This window comes from Rhodoferax sp. BAB1, from assembly GCF_013334205.1.
Classification (GTDB): domain Bacteria; phylum Pseudomonadota; class Gammaproteobacteria; order Burkholderiales; family Burkholderiaceae_C; genus Hylemonella.
In genome coordinates this window covers 1792491-1810540 of the sequence record NZ_CP054424.1, presented here as the reverse complement: position 1 = coordinate 1810540, position 18050 = coordinate 1792491, and the positions used below count along the sequence as shown (strand labels likewise).

Annotated in this window: 18 protein-coding genes; all 18 read left to right on the top strand. The window is 67.2% G+C overall.

The window, feature by feature from the left end:
- The 18 genes from pilW (at nucleotide 1) to HTY51_RS08550 (ending at nucleotide 17978) form a co-directional block, all read left to right on the top strand.
- Nucleotides 1-822 (top strand): type IV pilus biogenesis/stability protein PilW, encoded by an 822-nt coding sequence (gene pilW, locus HTY51_RS08635; protein ID WP_254607030.1) that lies wholly within the window; start codon nucleotides 1-3, stop codon nucleotides 820-822.
- Nucleotides 815-1819: a helix-turn-helix domain-containing protein gene (locus HTY51_RS08630; RefSeq protein ID WP_174252362.1), complete on the top strand. Its 1005-nt coding sequence runs from the start codon at nucleotides 815-817 to the stop codon at nucleotides 1817-1819. Before pilW ends, HTY51_RS08630 begins: the two co-directional genes overlap by 8 nt.
- Nucleotides 1819-3102, top strand: coding sequence for a flavodoxin-dependent (E)-4-hydroxy-3-methylbut-2-enyl-diphosphate synthase (ispG, locus tag HTY51_RS08625; protein ID WP_174252361.1), 1284 nt, complete (start codon nucleotides 1819-1821; stop codon nucleotides 3100-3102). The genes HTY51_RS08630 and ispG overlap by 1 nt, the downstream gene beginning before the upstream one ends.
- A 24-nt stretch (nucleotides 3103-3126) precedes the next feature.
- Complete coding sequence (gene hisS, locus HTY51_RS08620) at nucleotides 3127-4425, top strand: histidine--tRNA ligase (RefSeq protein ID WP_174254215.1); 1299 nt, start codon at nucleotides 3127-3129, stop codon at nucleotides 4423-4425.
- A 14-nt stretch (nucleotides 4426-4439) separates the two neighbouring features.
- Nucleotides 4440-5102, top strand: a complete 663-nt coding sequence (locus HTY51_RS08615; RefSeq protein ID WP_174252360.1) for a tetratricopeptide repeat protein — start codon at nucleotides 4440-4442, stop codon at nucleotides 5100-5102.
- Nucleotides 5099-6241 carry an outer membrane protein assembly factor BamB gene (gene bamB, locus HTY51_RS08610; protein ID WP_174252359.1) on the top strand — a complete coding sequence of 381 codons (1143 nt, stop codon included), beginning with the start codon at nucleotides 5099-5101 and terminating at the stop codon, nucleotides 6239-6241. The genes HTY51_RS08615 and bamB overlap by 4 nt, the downstream gene beginning before the upstream one ends.
- Nucleotides 6242-6259: 18 nt before the next feature.
- Nucleotides 6260-7603, top strand: a complete 1344-nt coding sequence (gene der / locus HTY51_RS08605) for a ribosome biogenesis GTPase Der (protein WP_174252358.1) — start codon at nucleotides 6260-6262, stop codon at nucleotides 7601-7603.
- An 83-nt stretch (nucleotides 7604-7686) separates the two neighbouring features.
- Nucleotides 7687-7956, top strand: coding sequence for an RNA chaperone Hfq (hfq, locus tag HTY51_RS08600; RefSeq protein WP_174252357.1), 270 nt, complete (start codon nucleotides 7687-7689; stop codon nucleotides 7954-7956).
- 70 nt (nucleotides 7957-8026) lie between these two features.
- Nucleotides 8027-9211, top strand: a complete 1185-nt coding sequence (hflX, locus tag HTY51_RS08595) for a GTPase HflX (RefSeq protein WP_254607029.1) — start codon at nucleotides 8027-8029, stop codon at nucleotides 9209-9211.
- 57 nt (nucleotides 9212-9268) lie between these two features.
- Nucleotides 9269-10630: an FtsH protease activity modulator HflK gene (hflK, locus tag HTY51_RS08590; RefSeq protein WP_174252356.1), complete on the top strand. Its 1362-nt coding sequence runs from the start codon at nucleotides 9269-9271 to the stop codon at nucleotides 10628-10630.
- 10 nt (nucleotides 10631-10640) lie between these two features.
- Nucleotides 10641-11534, top strand: a complete 894-nt coding sequence (hflC, locus tag HTY51_RS08585; protein WP_174252355.1) for a protease modulator HflC — start codon at nucleotides 10641-10643, stop codon at nucleotides 11532-11534.
- Between the two features lie 6 nt (nucleotides 11535-11540).
- The gene (locus HTY51_RS08580; protein WP_174252354.1) at nucleotides 11541-11732 is read left to right on the top strand and encodes a DUF2065 family protein; all 192 of its coding nucleotides are present in this window, start codon (nucleotides 11541-11543) and stop codon (nucleotides 11730-11732) included.
- Nucleotides 11733-11800: 68 nt separating this feature from the next.
- Complete coding sequence (locus tag HTY51_RS08575; protein ID WP_174252353.1) at nucleotides 11801-12949, top strand: ATP phosphoribosyltransferase regulatory subunit; 1149 nt, start codon at nucleotides 11801-11803, stop codon at nucleotides 12947-12949.
- A gap of 42 nt (nucleotides 12950-12991) precedes the next feature.
- The gene (locus tag HTY51_RS08570) at nucleotides 12992-14365 is read left to right on the top strand and encodes an adenylosuccinate synthase (protein ID WP_174252352.1); all 1374 of its coding nucleotides are present in this window, start codon (nucleotides 12992-12994) and stop codon (nucleotides 14363-14365) included.
- Nucleotides 14366-14402: 37 nt separating this feature from the next.
- Nucleotides 14403-14927: a phosphoribosyltransferase gene (locus HTY51_RS08565; RefSeq protein ID WP_174252351.1), complete on the top strand. Its 525-nt coding sequence runs from the start codon at nucleotides 14403-14405 to the stop codon at nucleotides 14925-14927.
- A 27-nt stretch (nucleotides 14928-14954) separates the two neighbouring features.
- Nucleotides 14955-16148 (top strand): PLP-dependent transferase, encoded by a 1194-nt coding sequence (locus tag HTY51_RS08560; RefSeq protein WP_174252350.1) that lies wholly within the window; start codon nucleotides 14955-14957, stop codon nucleotides 16146-16148.
- 67 nt (nucleotides 16149-16215) lie between these two features.
- Nucleotides 16216-17037 carry a DUF2189 domain-containing protein gene (locus HTY51_RS08555; protein ID WP_174252349.1) on the top strand — a complete coding sequence of 274 codons (822 nt, stop codon included), beginning with the start codon at nucleotides 16216-16218 and terminating at the stop codon, nucleotides 17035-17037.
- Nucleotides 17038-17054: 17 nt separating this feature from the next.
- Entirely contained in the window at nucleotides 17055-17978 is a 924-nt protein-coding gene (locus tag HTY51_RS08550; RefSeq protein ID WP_174252348.1) for an ATP-binding cassette domain-containing protein, read from the top strand.
- Nucleotides 17979-18050 lie beyond the last annotated feature (72 nt).

Genomic DNA, 18050 nt, shown 5'->3' with positions numbered 1-18050 from the left:
ATGAATGTGACTGATGCGATGTGCGGCCCGGGCCGTCGGTGGCTGCTCGCGGCCTGCCTGGTCCTGGTCGCGCTGACCGGCCTGCCCGGCTGTGCGGGCGGTCCGACGGGCAGCGGCGAGGACTTCATCACCGACTCCGATGAACCCTTGATCCGCAAGCGCGCCCGCACCCGGCTGCAGCTGGCTAGTGGTTATTTCGAGCAGGGCCAGACCACCGTGGCCCTGGACGAGGTGAAGCAGGCCCTCATCATCGACCCCGACTTCCCGGATGCCTACAACCTGCGCGGCCTGATCTACATGCGCCTGAACGACCTGCGCCTGGCTGAAGAGAGCTTCCGCCGCGCCTTGTCCATCAATCCGAACGATGCCTATGTGCTGCACAACTACGGCTGGTTGCAGTGCGAGCTGGGCAAATACACCGAGGCGGTGGAAACCTTCACCCGGGCCCTGGCCAATCCGACCTATGGCGGCCGCGCCAAGACCTGGCTGTCCAAGGGGGTGTGCCAGATCAGGGCCCGCAAGCCCAACGATGCCGAGGTCAGCCTGAGCAAATCCTACGAGCTCGATGCCGGCAACCCCGTGACCGGCTACAACCTGGCCCAGCTGCTGTACCAGCGCGGCGACGCGGCACGCGCCCAGTTCTACATCCGGCGCATCAACAACAGCGAACTGGCCAATGCCGAGACGCTCTGGCTGGGCATCAAGGTCGAGCAGCGCATGGGCAACCGCGTGGCGCGCGACCAGCTGGTGACCCAGCTGCGCAGCCGTTATCCGAAATCGCGTGAACTGAGTTCTTTTGAGCGGGGAGCATTCAATGAGTGACGAGGCAGCCGGCAGCAGCGCGCCTGGGGCAGACACACCATCGGTCGAGCCGGCCACGACGGCGCCGGCCAGCGCCGGCCAGCTCCTGCGCCAGGCGCGTGAGGCCGCCGGCGTCGAGTTGTCGGCCCTGGCGCTGGCGCTGAAGGTGTCGGTGAAGAAGCTGGAGGCCCTGGAGGCCGACCGCTACGCCGAATTGCCCGATGCCGTGTTCGTGCGGGCCCTGGCCTCCAGCGTCTGCCGCGCGCTCAAGGTCAACGCCGCCCCCGTGCTGGCGCAACTGCCCCAGTCGTCGGCGCCGCGCCTGGATTACGACGAGTCCGGCCTGAACACGCCCTTCCACACGCCGGGTGACGTGGCCAAGACGCCCTTCCTCGACCGTCTTTCGCGTCCCATGGTGCTGGCTGCGCTGGCCGTGCTGATGGGGGCGCTGGTCCTGATCTTCTTCCCCTCGACCGAGCAGCGTGCCGAGATCGGCGCCATCGTGGCGCAAGTCCCCGCGGCACCGTCCACGCCAGCGGCCGTGCCGGTCACGGCGGCGGTGGTGGCGCCGGCCGTGAATGCACCGGCTCCGACCCCGGCCAAGGCGCCGGTTGCGGCGGTGCGTGAAACGGCTCCCGTGCCGGCCAAGCCGCAGGCGACGCCTGTGGCAGCGCCTGAAGCCGCACCCGCTGCGCGGCCCGCGCCCGCCCTGGCCGCAGCGGCGCCCCAGGCCGAGCCTGGCGTTGCCGAGCCGCCGGCCCCGCGCAAGAAACTGGCCAGCACCGGTGTGGTCGTCTTCAAGACCAGCAGTCCGTCCTGGATCGAGGTGACCGACGGCCGGGGCAACATCCAGCTCAGCCGCATGGTGGAGCCGGGCGAGCCGGTCGGCGCTTCCGGGCCGCTGCCGCTGAACGTGACCATCGGCCGCGCCGACGTGACCGAGGTGCAGGTGCGTGGCAAACCCTTCCCGCTGGACGAGGTGACCCGCGGTGGCGTAGCCCGTTTCGAGGTGAAATAGTGCAACAAACGGGTGCTGCTATCGATCAGGCTGCGCCGCGTGCGCGGCGTTCCCGCCAGGCCCGCGTGGCCTGGGGCGGCCACGTCGTTACCGTGGGCGGCGACGCGCCGGTGCGCGTGCAGTCCATGACCAACACCGACACGGTGGACGTCATCGGCACTGCCATCCAGGTCAAGGAACTGGCCCAGGCCGGCTCCGAGCTGGTGCGCATCACGGTCAACACGCCCGAGGCCGCCCAGGCCGTGCCGCACATCCGCGAGCAGCTCGACCGCATGGGCATCACGGTGCCGCTGATCGGCGACTTTCATTACAACGGCCACACCCTGCTGAGCCAGTACCCGGCCTGCGCCGAGACCTTGTCCAAGTACCGCATCAACCCCGGCAACGTGGGCAAGGGCGACAAGCGCGACCGCCAGTTCGGCCAGATGATCGAAGCCGCACTCAAGTGGAACAAGCCGGTGCGCATCGGTGTGAACTGGGGCAGCCTGGACCAGGAGCTGCTGGCCGGCCTGATGGACGAGAACAGCCGCCGCGCCCAACCCTGGGACGCCAAGGCCGTGATGTACGAGGCACTCATCACCTCGGCCATCGACTCCGCGCGTTTTGCCCAGGAGCTGGGCATGCCCCCCGAGCAGATCCTGCTGTCCTGCAAGGTCAGCGGCGTGCAGGACCTGATTTCCGTCTACCGTGAACTCGCGAAGCGTTGCGACTACCCCCTGCACCTGGGCCTGACCGAAGCCGGCATGGGCACCAAGGGCACGGTGGCCTCGGCTGCGGCCCTGTCCATCCTGCTGCAGGAAGGCATCGGCGACACCATCCGCGTCTCGCTGACCCCGCAGCCGGGTGAGTCGCGCACGCAGGAGGTGGTGATCGCCAACGAGATCCTGCAGGCCCTGGGTCTGCGCATCTTCGTGCCCAGCGTCACGGCCTGCCCCGGCTGCGGCCGCACCACCAGCACCACCTTCCAGGAGCTGGCCAAGCAGATCGACGATTTCCTGCGTTTGCAGATGCCGGTGTGGCGCAAGCAGTACCCGGGCGTGGAAGCGCTCAAGGTGGCGGTCATGGGCTGCATCGTCAACGGCCCGGGCGAGAGCAAACATGCCGACATCGGCATCAGCCTGCCGGGCACGGGCGAGGCACCGGCCGCGCCCGTCTTCATCGATGGTGAGAAGCGCCTGACGCTGCGCGGCGAGGGCATTGCCCAGGAATTCCAGAAGATCGTCGAGACCTATATCGAGAACCGTTTCGGCGCGAAAAACCAGACCGTCGCCGAGACGGCCTGAAACCCTTCCATGAGTGACAAGAAGATGGCATCCAAGCCAGAGAAACTGCTTGCCGTCAAAGGCATGAACGACATCCTGCCGCCGGACTCGGCGCGCTGGGAGTGGTTCGAGCAGGAGGTGCGCGCGCTGATGGCGCGTTTTGCCTACCGCAACATCCGCACGCCCATCGTCGAGCCCACGCCCCTGTTCGTGCGTGGCCTGGGTGAGGTGACCGACATCGTCGAGAAGGAGATGTACTCCTTCGAGGACCGCCTCAACGGCGAACAGCTGACGTTGCGCCCCGAGTGCACCGCTGGTGTGGTGCGCGCCGTGGTCGAGCACAACCTGCTGTACGAGGGCGGCAAGCGCCTGTATTACATGGGCCCCATGTTCCGCCATGAGCGCCCGCAGCGCGGCCGCTACCGCCAGTTCCACCAGATCGGCGCCGAGGCCCTGGGTTTTGCCGGTGCCGAGGTCGATTCCGAGATGATCCTGCTGGCCGACGCCTTGTGGAAGGTGCTGGGCCTGAATGATGTGCGCCTGGAACTCAACAGCCTGGGCCAGCCCGAGGAGCGCAAGTTGCACCGCGCGGCGCTGATCGCCTATTTCGAGCAGCACACCGGGCAATTGGACGAAGACGCCAAGCGTCGCCTGCACAGCAACCCGCTGCGCATCCTGGACACCAAGAACCCGGCCATGCAGGCCCTGGTGGAGGCGGCGCCCAGGCTGATCGATTTCCTGGGCGAGGCCTCGCTGGCCCACTTCAACCAGGTGCGTGCCATTCTGGATGCCGCCGGCGTGGCCTACAGCATCAACCCGCGCCTGGTGCGCGGCATGGACTACTACAACCTCACGGTCTTCGAGTTCATCACCACCCGCCTGGGCTCGCAGGGCACCATCTGCGGCGGCGGCCGTTACGATTACCTGATCGAGCAGATCGGCGGCAAGCCGGCACCGGCCGTGGGCTGGGCCCTGGGCGTGGAGCGTGTGCTGGAGCTGCTCAAGGAGCAGGGCGCCGAGACGGCGCAACCCGTGCCCGATGCCTACGCCATCATTCCCGACGTGGCGGCCCTGCCGCAGGCCATCACCGTGCTGCAGGCCGTGCGCGCCGCCGGTGTCAGTGTGTTGATGCATGCTGGCACGGGGGAGGGCATGGGCAGCATGAAATCGCAGTTCAAGAAGGCCGACGCCAGTGGCGCGCGCCATGCGCTGATCTTCGGCGCCGACGAACTGGCCCGTGGTGAAGTCACCGTCAAGGCGCTGCGTGACGGCGCCGGCGCACAGACCAGCCATCCCCTGGCGCAGGTGGCCGAATGGGCCTCACGCCTACAATCCCGCACCTGATCTGAAGAAACCACATGGCACACCTCGACCTCGAAGAACAAGAGCAGCTTGACCAGTTCAAGCATTTCTGGAAGCAGTACGGCGGCCTCATCAGCTGGGGGCTGATCGTGCTGCTGGCCATCTACGCCGGCTGGAACGGCTGGCAGTACTGGCAGCGCAAGCAGGCCGTGCAGGCCACGGCCCTGTACGAAGAAGTCGAGCGCATTGCCGCCAGCGGGGACGCCACTCGCCTGGACCGCGCCCTCTCCGACATGAAGGACAAGTTCGCCGGCACCGCGCAAGCACAACAGGCGGGCCTGTTGGCCGCCGCCGTGCATGCCTCGGCCGGCCGTAATGACGCAGCGCGCGCTGCCCTGGCGTGGGTGGCCGAGCAGTCCGGCGACGAAGGCTACAAGGCCGTGGCGCGCCTGCGCCTGGCCGGCCTGTTGCTCGACGCCAAGTCCTATGACGAGGCGCTCAAGCAACTGGAGGCTGCGTTCCCGGCCGAGTTCGCCCCCCTGGCGGCGGACCGTCGCGGCGATGTCTACCTGGCCCAGGGCAAAAAGGCCGAGGCCGGTACCGAGTACCAGAAGGCCTGGGCGGGCCTGGCCGCCGGCAGCAGCTACCGCAACGTGGTCGATGTCAAGCTGGCGTCCCTGGGCCTGGCCCCCGCTGCGGCGGCCGGGGAGAAGAAGTGACCCAGTGCCCCGCGGTCCTGCGGCGTGCCTGGCGTGGTGCAGGGGCCCTGGCCCTGAGCGCCTTGCTGCTGGCCTGTTCCAGCACGTCCGGCCGTCCCGATCCGGCCCCCTTGCCGCCTGATCCCAAGCTGCTGGGCCTGCGCCAGGCCTGGAGCGTCGAGATCGGCAAGGTGGCTTTCCCGCTGGTGGTCCAGGCGGTTGGCAACACGGTGGGCGTGGCGTCGGCCGCCGGGCAGGTCAGCCTGCTCGATGCGCGCACCGGCGAGACGTTGTGGCAGATCGCGGTGGGTACCTCGCTGAATGCCGGTGTCGGGCACGACGGCCGCGTGGCTGCGATGGTGACAACCGAGAATGAACTGGTGGTCCTGCAGGAAGGGCGCGAGCTCTGGCGCCAGCGCCTGGGTGCGCCGTCCTACACGGCGCCGCTGGTGGCGGGCGGGCGTGTTTTTGTGTTGGGTGCCGATCGCAGCGTGTCCGCCTACGACGGCCAGAGCGGCCGGCGCCTGTGGAACCAGACCCGCAGCGGCGAAGCGCTGGTGCTGCGCCAGCCCGGCGTGCTGACGGCCGTGGGGGACACCCTGGTCGCAGGCCTGTCGGGTCGCCTGGTCGGGATGAATCCCCTCAACGGCAGTTCGCGCTGGGAAGTGCCCATCACCACGCCCCGCGGCACCAATGACGTGGAACGCCTGGTCGACCTGGTGGCCGGCGTGGCACGGCAGGGGTCGGTGCTCTGCACGCGCGCCTTCCAGGCCGCGCTGGGTTGCGTGGACGCGACGCGCGGCGCCTTGCTGTGGAGCAAGCCGGCGGCCGGCGCTTCCGGCCTGAGCGGCGACGCCACCCTGGTTTACGGGGTCGAATTCGACGGCACCGTGGTCGCCTGGCGGCGCAGCGACGGCGAACGTGCCTGGAGCATGAACCAGCTGCGTTACCGCAGGCTGGGCTCGCCGCTGCTGCTGGGGCCGGCGCTGGTGGTCGGTGACGACGAAGGCCGGCTGCACTTCCTGGCGCGCCAGGATGGCGCCCTGCAGGCCCGCATCGAGACCGATGGCTCGCCCATCGTCGCCACGCCCGTCATGGCGGGCAGCACCCTGGTGGTGGTGACGCGCGATGGCCGCGTACTGGGCCTGCGCCCCGAGTAATCAAAGAGAAAGTCCGACATGAAACCCGTTCTGGCCCTGGTGGGCCGCCCCAATGTCGGCAAGTCCACGCTGTTCAACCGGCTGACCAAAACGCGCGACGCCATCGTGGCCGACTACGCCGGTCTCACGCGCGACCGCCACTACGGCAAGGGCAAGCAGGGCAAGCACGAGTACATCGTCATCGACACCGGCGGCTTCGAGCCCACGGCCGAGGACGGCATCTACAAGGAGATGGCCAAGCAGACGCGCCAGGCCGTGGCCGAGGCCGATGTGGTCATCTTCGTGGTCGATGCGCGCGGCGGCCTGTCGGCGCAGGACCACGATATCGCCAACTACCTGCGTCGCCTGGGCAAGCCCTGCGTGCTGGTGGCCAACAAGGCCGAAGGCATGACCGACGGCACCCGGCTGGCCGAGTTCTACGAACTGGGCCTGGGCGAGGTGTACCCGGTGTCGGCCGCGCACGGGCAGGGCATACGCTCGCTGGTCGAGCTGGCGCTGGAGCCGCTGCACCTGCCGGACGAGGACGAGACCGAGGAAGAAGAAACGCCCGGTGTCATCAAGCTGGCCGTGGCCGGCCGCCCCAATGTGGGCAAGTCGACGCTCATCAACACCTGGCTGGGCGAGGAGCGCCTGGTGGCTTTCGACCTGCCAGGCACCACGCGGGATGCCATCAGCGTGCCCTTCGAGCGCAATGGCCAGAAGTTCGAGCTGATCGACACGGCCGGCCTGCGCCGCAAGGGCAAGGTGTTCGAGGCCATCGAGAAGTTCTCGGTGGTCAAGACCCTGCAGGCCATCGAGTCGGCCAACGTCGTGCTGCTGCTGCTCGACGCCACCCAGGGCGTGACCGACCAGGACGCCCACATCGCCGGCTACATCCTCGAGAGCGGCCGTGCCGTGGTGCTGGCCATCAACAAGTGGGACGCGGTGGACGAGTACCAGCGCCAGCAGCTGCAGCGCTCGATCGAGACGCGGCTGGCCTTCCTGAAGTTCGCCAACATGCACTTCATCTCGGCCAAGAAGCGCCAGGGCCTGGGCCCGCTGTGGACCTCCATCGCCCAGGCCTACAAGGCCGCTGCCTGCAAGATGTCTACGCCCGTGCTGACCCGACTGCTGCTGCAGGCCGTGCAGTTCCAGAGCCCCCAGCGCGCCGGCATGTTCCGCCCCAAGATGCGTTATGCGCACCAGGGCGGCATGAATCCGCCCGTGATCGTGATCCACGGCAACTCGCTGGAACACGTGCCGGATTCCTACAAGCGTTTCCTCGAAGGCTGGTTCCGCAAGGAGTTCGACCTGGTCGGCACGCCCATGCGCATCGAGTTCAAGACCTCGACCAATCCTTACGCCGACAAGGACCCGGACTAGTCCGGACGCGATACTGGGGATACCCCCAGCTTGTCAAGCATGTGCCAGCCTGCTGTGGTATCGTGACGACTTCCTTACTACTCTTGAACACGGAGAATATCGTGAGCAATAACAAAGGTCAGCTTTTGCAAGACCCCTTCCTCAATACCCTGCGTCGCGAGCACGTGCCGGTGTCCATCTATCTCGTCAATGGCATCAAGCTGCAGGGCCAGATCGAATCTTTCGATCAGTACGTTGTGCTGCTGCGCAACACCGTGACCCAGATGGTCTACAAGCACGCCATCTCCACCATCGTGCCGGGCCGTGCCGTGAATTTTGCGGTCGGCGAGGGCGAAGCCCCCAGCGCTTCCTGATGTTTCGGGGGGCGCTTGCCGGGCCCGGGGCCTGTGGATCCACATTGTTCTCCTTCCGGCAGCCTCCTCCTTGACCGCCTTGTCAGATCAGACCCCAGCATCGACCATCCTGGTCGGGGTGGACTTCGGTCTGCCGCATTTCGACGGTGAACTGGAAGAGCTCGGCCTGCTGGCCGAGACCGCCGGCCTGCACCCGGTCGGCCGCGTCACCTGCAAACGCAAGGCGCCCGACGCGGCGCTGTTTGTCGGCAGCGGCAAGGCCGAGGAAATCAAGCTGCTGGCCCAGCAGCTCGGCGCCAGCGAAATCCTCTTCGACCAGAGCCTGAGTCCGGCCCAGCAGCGCAACCTGGAGCGCACGCTGGAATTGCCGGTCAACGACCGCACCCTGCTGATCCTGGAAATCTTTGCCCAGCGTGCGCGCAGCCACGAGGGCAAGCTGCAGGTCGAGCTGGCCCGCCTGCAGTACCTGAGCACCCGCCTGGTGCGGCGCTGGTCCCACCTGGAACGCCAGACCGGCGGTGCCGGTGTGCGCGGTGGCCCGGGCGAGAAGCAGATCGAGCTGGACCGCCGCATGATCGCCGAGTCCATCAAGCGCACCAAGGAGCGCCTGCACAAGGTCAAGCGCCAGCGCCAGACCCAGCGCCGCCAGCGCGAGCGCCGCGACGCTTTCAACATCTCCCTGGTCGGCTACACCAACGCCGGCAAATCCACGCTGTTCAATGCCCTGGTCAAGGCGCGCGCCTATGCGGCCGACCAGCTGTTTGCCACCCTGGACACCACCACGCGCCAGCTCTACCTGGGCGAGGCAGGTCGTTCCGTGTCCCTGTCCGACACCGTGGGTTTCATCCGGGACCTGCCGCACGGCCTGATCGACGCCTTCCAGGCCACCTTGCAGGAGGCCGTGGACGCCGACCTGTTGCTGCACGTGGTCGACGCCGCCAACCCGAATTTCCCCGAGCAGATCGCCGAGGTGCAGCGTGTGCTGGCCGAGATCGGCGCCGAGCACATCCCGCAGGTGCTGGTCTTCAACAAGCTCGACGCCCTGGTACCGGAGCGCCGGCCCGCAAGGGTGCAGGACAGCTACGAATTGGACGGCCAGGCCGTGCCGCGCATCTTCGTCAGTGCCCATGACGGAGAGGGCCTGCCCGCGCTGCGCCAACTGTTGGCCCAGCGCGTCATAGCCAGCGCCGCGACCGCCCCGGAAACGGCCGAAATCGCCGCCGATTTCCCGGACAATCACGCAAGCCCATTCTGATTGGGCACAATGCATGCGTCCGAGGCCCTGAGCCGAGATTACTGAGAGAAGCCAAGAATGAAACTCCATGCAAGAGCCTTCCGCTGGGCCAGTCCGCTGAGCTGGCCTGGCCGCCTGCGCGGCATGTTCAACCTGAACGACCCGCGCTGGGGCCGGGGCGATGACAAGCCGTCCGAGGGCAGGCCCGAACCGGGCCGCCCTGACAACGACGTGCCGCCCCCGCAGGGCCATGGTCGCGGTGCCCGTCCCGGCAACACCCAGGGGCCGCCCGATCTGGATGAACTCTGGCGTGACTTCAACCGCAAGCTCTCCGGCCTGTTCGGCGGTGGGCGTGGCGGCCAGGGTGGCAATGGCGGCACGCCGCCCGACATGAAGAGTGCGGGTTTCGGCATCGGCCTGATCTTGGCCATCGTGGTCCTGATCTGGCTGGGCACAGGTTTTTTCATCGTGCAGGAAGGCCAGCAGGCCGTCATCACCCAGTTCGGCAAGTACAAGTCCACCGTGGGCGCCGGCTTCAACTGGCGCCTGCCGTACCCCATCCAGCGCCATGAGCTGGTCTTCGTGACGCAGATCCGTTCGGTCGACGTCGGCCGCGACGTGGTGATCAAGGCCACCGGCCTGCGCGAGTCGGCCATGCTGACCGAGGACGAGAACATCGTCGAGATCAAGTTCGCCGTGCAGTACCGCCTGAACGACGCGCGCGCCTACCTGTTCGAAAGCCGCAATCCGGCCGATGCCGTGGTGCAGGCCGCCGAAACGGCGGTGCGTGAGGTGGTGGGCAAGATGAAGATGGACTCGGCCCTGTCCGAGGAACGCGACCAGATCGCCCCGCGCGTGCGCAAGCTCATGCAGGACATCCTGGACCGCTACAAGGTCGGTATCGAGGTGGTGGGCATCAACCTGCAGCAGGGCGGCGTGCGTCCGCCCGAGCAGGTGCAGGCCGCCTTCGACGACGTGCTCAAGGCCGGCCAGGAGCGCGAGCGCCTGAAGAACGAGGCCCAGGCCTATGCCAACGACGTGGTGCCGCGTGCCATCGGTACCGCCTCGCGCCTGAAGGAAGAGGCCGAAGGTTACAAGTCCCGCATCGTGGCCCAGGCCCAGGGTGACGGACAGCGCTTCCGCTCGGTGCTCACCGAGTACCAGAAGGCACCCCAGGTCACGCGCGACCGCCTCTACCTGGAATCCATGCAGCTGATCTACGGCAACGTGACCAAGGTGCTGGTCGATTCGAAGCAAGGCTCCAACCTGCTGTACCTGCCGCTGGACAAGATCATGCAGCTCAGTGGCGACGCGACGGCCGCGCCGCTCATGCAGGGCGTAGCGCCCGGCCTTGCAACGCCGACGCCCCCGTCGTCCGCCGCCGCTGCCGATGCGCGCTCGCGCGAGAACCTGCGTTCGCGTGAACGCGAAACCCGATAAGGAGACCCCCATGAACCGTATCGGATTCATCCTTTCCTCCCTGCTGGTGCTGCTGGCACTGGCCAGTTCCATGCTGTTCGTGGTCGACCAGCGCCAGTTCGGCGTGGTCTATGCTCTGGGCCAGATCAAGGAAGTCATCACCGAGCCCGGCCTCAACGTCAAGCTGCCGCCGCCCTTCCAGAACGTGAGCTACATCGACAAGCGCCTGCTCACGCTGGACAGCAGCGACACCGAGCCCATGCTGACTGCCGAGAAGCAGCGTGTGGTGATCGACTGGTATGTGCGCTGGCGCATCAGCGAGCCCACCGAATACATCCGCAACGTGGGCCTCAACGAGGCCGCCGGCGCGAGCCAGCTCAACCGCGTGGTGCGCAATGCCTTCCAGGAAGAGATCAACAAGCGCACCGTCAAGGAATTGCTCTCGCTCAAGCGCGAGGCCCTGATGTCCGACGTCAAGGACGAAGTGCTCAAGGCTGTGCGCGGCGAGAAGCCCTGGGGCATCGACGTGGTGGACGTGCGCATCACCCGCGTGGACTATGTGGAAGCCATCACCGAGTCGGTCTACCGCCGCATGCAGGCCGAACGCACCCGCGTGGCCAACGAGCTGCGCTCCACCGGTGCGGCCGAGGGCGAGAAGATCCGTGCCGACGCCGACCGCCAGCGCGAGGTGACGGTGGCCAATGCCTACCGTGACGCGCAGAAGGTCAAGGGCCAGGGCGACGCCGAGGCCGCGCGCATCTACGCCGAGGCCTTCGGCCGCGACCCGCAATTTGCCCAGTTCTACCGCAGCCTGGAGGCCTACAAGGCCAGTTTTGCCAGCAAGAGCGACGTGATGGTGCTCGACCCCAGCAGCTCGGAGTTCTTCAAGGTCTTCCGCGGCCAGGGCGTAGCGCCCAAGAAATAAGAGGGCGTGGACAGCGACGCCTTCTGGCTGGCCATGGCCCTCGTCCTGGTGATCGAGGGCCTGTTCCCTTTTCTCTCCCCGGGGGGCTGGCGTCGTATGTTTGCCCAGATCCTGCAGCTGGGCGACGGCCAGATCCGGTTTTTCGGCCTGTGCAGCATCCTGGCCGGCCTGTTGTGGCTGGTCTGGTTGCTGTTCTAAAAAACGCGCCTGATTTTTACCGGTCGTAACACCGGTAAAATCACGTTTTTAACAGCTCCCCCTTTCCCATGTCCGCCTGGCTCCTGCCGGATCACATTGCCGATGTCCTGCCTTCCGAGGCCCGCCACATCGAGGAACTGCGCCGCGACCTGCTCGACATGGCGCGTTGTTATGGCTATGAACTGGTCATGCCGCCGCTGCTCGAGCACCTCGAGTCGCTGCTGACCGGCACCGGCCAGGCGCTCAACCTGCAGACCTTCAAGCTGGTCGACCAGCTCTCGGGCCGTTCCATGGGACTGCGCGCCGACACCACGCCGCAGGTGGCTCGTATCGACGCGCACCTGCTGAACCGCCGCGGTGTGGCCCGCCTGTGCTACTGCGGCCCGGTGGTGCACACGCGCCCGGCCAGCCCGCACGCCACGCGCGAGCCGCTGCAGTTCGGCGCCGAGATCTACGGCCATGCCGGCCCCGAGGCCGACCTGGAAGCGCTGCAACTGGCGCTGGACTGCCTCAAGGCGGCCCGTCTGCCGGGCTACACCGTGGACCTGGCCGACGTGCGCATCGTCAGTGCCTTGCTCGAAGGCGTACCGGCCGATGCCGAGACCCTGACCGCGATCCACGCGGCCCTGGCGGCCAAGGATGTGTCGTCGCTGACCCAACTCACCCGTGATTTTCCTGCCGCTTCCCGCCAGGGCCTGCTGGCCCTGCCGCGCCTCTACGGCGATGCGACCGTTCTGGATGAGGCCCGCAAGGTCCTGCCGGCGCTGACCGCGATACACCAGGCGCTGGACGGCCTGAAGTGGCTGGCCAGCCAGCTGGAGGGCACGCCCCTGGGCTTCGACCTGGCCGATCTGCGTGGTTACGCCTACTACAGCGGCATGCGCTTCGCCGTGTATGCCGAAGGTGTGAGCGATGCGCTGCTGCGCGGCGGCCGTTATGACGAGGTGGGGGCCGTGTTCGGGCGCAAGCGCCCGGCCGTGGGTTTCAGCCTGGACCTCAAGACCCTGGTGGGGGCCGTGCCGGCGCGCGCGCTGCGCGCAGCCATCCGGGCGCCCTGGAGCGAATCGGCTTCCCTGCGCACGGCCATCGCACGCCTGCGCAAAGAGGGCGAAACCGTGGTCTGCGTGCTTCCCGGCCACGAAAGTGAAATCGACGAATTCCATTGCGACCGCGAGCTGACCGATGTGGCAGGTCGCTGGGTCGTCAGCGCCATCTGAGCGCTCCCCATCCATTCAAGCGCTTCTTCGAGTACATCTGAAATGAATACAACCAAAGGTCGTAACGTCGTCGTCGTGGGCACCCAGTGGGGTGACGAAGGCAAGGGCAAGCTGGTCGACTGGCTCACCGAGTTTGCCCAGGGCGTGGTGCGTTTCCAGGGGGGGCACAATGCCGGCCACACCCTGGTCATCAACGGCGTCAAGACCGCCTTGCATCTGATCCCCAGCGGCATCATGCGCGCCGGCGTCAAGTGCTACATCGGCAACGGCGTGGTGCTGTCGGCCGCCAAGCTGTTCGAGGAAATCGAAGGCCTGGAGAAGGCAGGGGTCGAGGTGCGCTCACGCCTGCGCATCAGCGAGGCCTGCCCCCTGATCCTGCCTTTCCACGTGGCGCTGGACGTGGCCCGTGAAGCCGCGCGCGAGCAGGGCGGCTCCGAGAAGATCGGCACCACCGGCCGCGGCATCGGCCCGGCCTACGAAGACAAGATCGCCCGCCGCGCCCTGCGCGTGCAGGACCTGAAATACCCCGAGCGTTTCGCTGCCAAGCTCAAGGAGCTGCTGGCCCTGCACAACCATGTGCTGGGCACCTTCCTGGGTTCGAAGAAGTTCACCTTCGGTGATGCGCTCAAGCCCTACATGAAGGACGGCGAGGTGCAGTTCGAGCCGGTCTATGCCGAGGCCATGCGCCACGCCGAACTGCTCAAGCCCATGATGGCCGACGTCTCGCGCGAGCTCAACGATGCCAACCGCAACGGCGCCAACCTGCTGTTCGAAGGCGCGCAGGGCACGCTGTTGGACGTGGACCACGGCACCTACCCCTACGTCACCTCCAGCAACTGCGTGGCTGGCAATGCCGCCGCCGGTGCCGGCGTGGGCCCGGGCCTGCTGCACTACATCCTGGGCATCACCAAGGCCTACTGCACCCGCGTGGGCGGAGGTCCCTTCCCGACCGAGCTGGACTGGGAAACCCCCGGCACCCCGGGTTACCACATGAGCACCGTTGGCGCCGAAAAGGGCGTGACCACCGGCCGCTCGCGCCGCTGCGGCTGGTTCGACGCCGCGCTGCTCAAGCGCAGCGCCCAGGTCAACGGCCTGACCGGCATGTGCCTGACCAAGCTGGACGTGCTCGACGGTCTCAAGGAGCTGCTGCTGTGCACCGGCTACGAGCTGGACGGCGAGATCACCGACATCCTGCCCATGGGTGCCGAGGAGATCGCGCGCTGTAAGCCCATCTACGAAACCCTGCCCGGCTGGACCGAGAGCACGGTGGGCGTGACCCAGTACGACAAGCTGCCGATCAATGCGCGCCTGTATCTGCAGCGCATCGAGCAGGTCACCGGTGTGCCCATCCACATCATCTCGACCAGCCCGGACCGTGATCACACCATCATGATGCGCCACCCTTACGTGGCTTGAATCTGGCAGTAACAGCTATTAAAAGAGGAGCAACCGGATGTTGACGGAAGATGGCAAGCACCTGTACGTGAGCTACGGCGAGTACCACAACCTGGTCGAGAAGCTGGCCATCAAGATCCACCAGTCGGGCTGGGAGTTCGATACCATCCTGTGCCTGGCGCGCGGCGGCATGCGCCCCGGCGACATCCTCTCGCGCATCTTCGAGAAGCCCCTGGCCATCATGTCCACCAGCTCCTACCGGGCCAACGCCGGCACCGAGCAGGGCCACCTGGACATCGCCAAGTACATCACCACGCCCCAGGGCGAGATCGCCGGCCGTGTGCTGCTGGTGGATGACCTGGCCGATTCCGGCCACACCCTGCAGTCCGTGGTGCGCATGCTGCGCGACAACTATCCTCCGATCACCGATCTGCGCACGGCCGTGATCTGGACCAAGGGCGTGTCGTCCTTCCAGCCCGATTACTCGGTGGATTACCTGCCCACCAATCCCTGGATCCACCAGCCTTTTGAGGTCTACGACCGCATGCATATCGCCGATGTGCTGGCGAAGTGGAAAGTCTGACGACAGGGGCCTGAGCAGGAGTGGACCATGCAGGACAAACGCACCGGCCTGATCCACCATCCCTACACGCCCCCCGAGGGTTTTGCCGCGCCGCAGCCCGGCGTGTACAAGGCCTCCACCGTCTTTTTCCCCAGCGTGGCCGCCATGCGCAGCCGCGAGTGGAAGGACAAGACCGGTTACACCTACGGCCTGCACGGCACGCCCACCAGCTACCTGCTGGAAGAGCGCATCGCCACGCTGGAGGGTGGCGCCCAGTGCCTGCTGGTGCCCAGCGGCCTGGCGGCCATCGCCACGGTGGCCCTGTCCCTGCTCAAGAGCGGCGACGAAGTGCTGATCCCCGACAACGCCTACGGCCCCAGCAAGGCGCTGGCCAACGGTGAACTGAAAGACTGGGGCATCACCCACCAGTGCTACGACCCGATGGACCCGCAGGACCTGGCGCGCCGCATCGGCCCCAGGACCAAACTGGTGTGGCTCGAAGCGGCCGGTTCGGTCACGCTGGAGTTTCCCGACCTGCGCGAGCAGCTGCGCATCTGTCGTGCCGCCGGCGTCCTGTGCGCACTGGACAACACCTGGGGCGCTGGCCTGGCCTTCAATGCCTTTGAACTCGGGCAGGGGCAGGGCGTGGACATCTCGATCCACGCGCTCACCAAATACCCCAGCGGTGGTGGCGACGTGCTCATGGGCTCCATCGTCACGCGCGACCCCCAGCTGCACATCCGCCTCAAGCTCACCCACATGCGCCTGGGTCTGGGCGTGGGCATGAACGATGTGGAGGCCGTGCTGCGCGCGCTGCCCAGCCTGGTCTTGCGCTACCGCGAACACGACCGCACGGCGCGCGCGCTGGCACGCTGGTGCCAGGGCCGCCCCGAAGTGGCGCAGGTGCTGCACCCGGCGCTGCCGGGCTCGCCCGGGCATGCGCACTGGCAGGCGCTGTGCGGGACAGAGGAGGGTAAAGCCGCCGGCCTCTTCAGCGTGATCTTCCATGAACGCTACAGCGCCGCGCAGGTGGACGCCTTTTGCGACGCCTTGCGCCTGTTCAAGCTGGGCTACAGCTGGGGCGGACCGACCAGCCTGGTCGTGCCCTACGAGCTGGCCGGCATGCGCCAGGGCTGGCCGGCCCATCTGGCGCGCGGCACCCTGGTGCGTTTCTCCACCGGCCTGGAGGCGGTCGAGGACCTGCAGGCCGACCTGGCGCAGGCGCTGGCCGCCTTGAACTGATACCCCTCACGGCATTGGTGTTTTCCTGACTAGGCAGTCAGGGAGCGGCTCGTTAGTCTTGCTCCCCATGAGCGAGAACAGCCACAACGCCGACCACAGCCTGCCCGTCACCCCCGCGCCCTATGTGCCGCCACCCCCGGTGGGGCCCCGGCGCGAGATCCTGCCCCTGGGTTTCGCCGACCCCTTCCGCTGGCTGGCACGCGGCTGGCGCGACCTGACGGCCGAGATGGGCATTGCGCTGTTCTACGGCATGTGTTTCTGGGCCATGGCGCTGACGCTGGGCGCGGTCTTCCGCTACAAACCCGAATACGCCATGTCCATCGTCTCGGGCTGCCTGCTGGTCGGCCCCTTCCTGGCCCTGGGCCTGTACGAGGTGAGCCGGCGGCGCGAGTTGGGCCTGTCGCCCGACCTGGGCGCCTCGCTGACCTGCTGGGACGCGCGCATCGGCAGCATGGGCCTGCTGGTGCTGGTGCTGGTCGTGCTGGAGCTGCTCTGGGGCCGCGCCTCGCTGGTGGTGTTCGCGGTCTTCTTCAACACCGGCATGCCGTCCACGGCCGGCGTGCTGCAGGCCATCTTCAATCCCGAGAACTGGGAATTCGTCGCGGTCTACCTGGTGGTGGGCGGTGTCTTCGCCGGCCTGGTCTTTGCCACCTCGGTCGTGTCCATCCCCATGATCCTGGACCGCGACACCGACGCCATCTCGGCCTCGCTCACCAGCATCCAGGTCTTTTTCACCCACCTGCCGGTGCTGTTGCTCTGGGGGGCGCTGATCACCGGGCTGGTCACCATCGCCCTGATCCCCTGGGGTCTGGGCCTGCTGCTGATCGGGCCCTGGCTGGGGCATGCGAGCTGGCATGCGTATCGCGGGTCAGTGCGCTGGCTCGATTGATTCACTAAGATGCGGGAATGCCCGACGCCTTCCTCGAATGCCACAACCTCGTCAAACGCTACGGCGAGGCCACGGTCGTCAATGACCTGAGTTTTGCCATCCGCCCCGGCGAGTGCCTGGGCGTCATCGGCCCCAACGGCGCCGGCAAGACCACCACCCTGCGCATGTGCCTGGGCCTGAGCACGCCGGACAGCGGCCGTGTCGAGGCCTTCGGCCTGCGCATGCCGGCCGACGCGCACGCCATCAAGGCCCAGCTGGGCGTGGTGACCCAGTTCGACTCGCTCGACCCCGACTTCAGCTGCGCCGAGAACCTGCTGGTCTTCGGCCGTTATTTCGGCATGAAGACGGCGGACATCCGTGCGCGCATTCCCGGCCTGCTGGAGTTCGCCGCGCTCTCGCACAAGGCCGACGCCAAACCCGGCCAGCTCTCGGGTGGCATGCGCCGCCGGCTCAGCCTGGCGCGTGCCCTGGTGAACGACCCGCGCCTGCTGCTGCTCGACGAGCCCACTACCGGCCTGGACCCGCAGGCCCGCCACCTGATGTGGGAACGCCTGCAGCAGTTGATGCAGCAGGGCAAGTCCATCCTGCTGACCACCCACTTCATGGACGAGGCCGAGCGCCTGTGCGACCGCCTGCTGGTCATCGACCACGGCCGCAAGATCGCCGAGGGCACGCCGCGGGATCTCATCGCCGCGCACCTGGAGCCCGACGTGGTCGAGGTTTATGGTGGTGACGCCTCTGCGCTGAGCACGGGGCCGCTGCGGGCCATGGCCAGCCGGGTCGAAGTCAGTGGTGAGACCGTGTTTTTCTACACGCAGGATGCGGCGCCGCTGATGCAGGCGCTGGCGCACGACCACAGCGTGCGCAGCCTGCACCGGCCTGCGAACCTGGAGGATCTGTTCCTCAAAATGACCGGGCGCCAGATCCGGGAGGAGGCATGAACATGTTGCACACCCCCAGGCTGCGCGCACTGCGTGTCGCTACGCCACCCCCCTTGCAGGGGGCAACGCCAG

Bases quoted from the DNA above. Each gene is read 5' to 3' on its own strand.
- pilW (WP_254607030.1), top strand. From the start codon at position 1: ATGAATGTGACTGATGCGATGTGCGGCCCGGGCCGTCGGTGGCTGCTC.
- HTY51_RS08630 (WP_174252362.1), top strand. From the start codon at position 815: ATGAGTGACGAGGCAGCCGGCAGCAGCGCGCCTGGGGCAGACACACCA.
- hisS (WP_174254215.1), top strand. From the start codon at position 3,127: ATGGCATCCAAGCCAGAGAAACTGCTTGCCGTCAAAGGCATGAACGAC.
- HTY51_RS08615 (WP_174252360.1), top strand. From the start codon at position 4,440: ATGGCACACCTCGACCTCGAAGAACAAGAGCAGCTTGACCAGTTCAAG.
- der (WP_174252358.1), top strand. From the start codon at position 6,260: ATGAAACCCGTTCTGGCCCTGGTGGGCCGCCCCAATGTCGGCAAGTCC.
- hflK (WP_174252356.1), top strand. From the start codon at position 9,269: ATGAAACTCCATGCAAGAGCCTTCCGCTGGGCCAGTCCGCTGAGCTGG.
- hflC (WP_174252355.1), top strand. From the start codon at position 10,641: ATGAACCGTATCGGATTCATCCTTTCCTCCCTGCTGGTGCTGCTGGCA.
- HTY51_RS08575 (WP_174252353.1), top strand. From the start codon at position 11,801: ATGTCCGCCTGGCTCCTGCCGGATCACATTGCCGATGTCCTGCCTTCC.
- HTY51_RS08570 (WP_174252352.1), top strand. From the start codon at position 12,992: ATGAATACAACCAAAGGTCGTAACGTCGTCGTCGTGGGCACCCAGTGG.
- HTY51_RS08565 (WP_174252351.1), top strand. From the start codon at position 14,403: ATGTTGACGGAAGATGGCAAGCACCTGTACGTGAGCTACGGCGAGTAC.
- HTY51_RS08560 (WP_174252350.1), top strand. From the start codon at position 14,955: ATGCAGGACAAACGCACCGGCCTGATCCACCATCCCTACACGCCCCCC.
- HTY51_RS08555 (WP_174252349.1), top strand. From the start codon at position 16,216: ATGAGCGAGAACAGCCACAACGCCGACCACAGCCTGCCCGTCACCCCC.
- HTY51_RS08550 (WP_174252348.1), top strand. From the start codon at position 17,055: ATGCCCGACGCCTTCCTCGAATGCCACAACCTCGTCAAACGCTACGGC.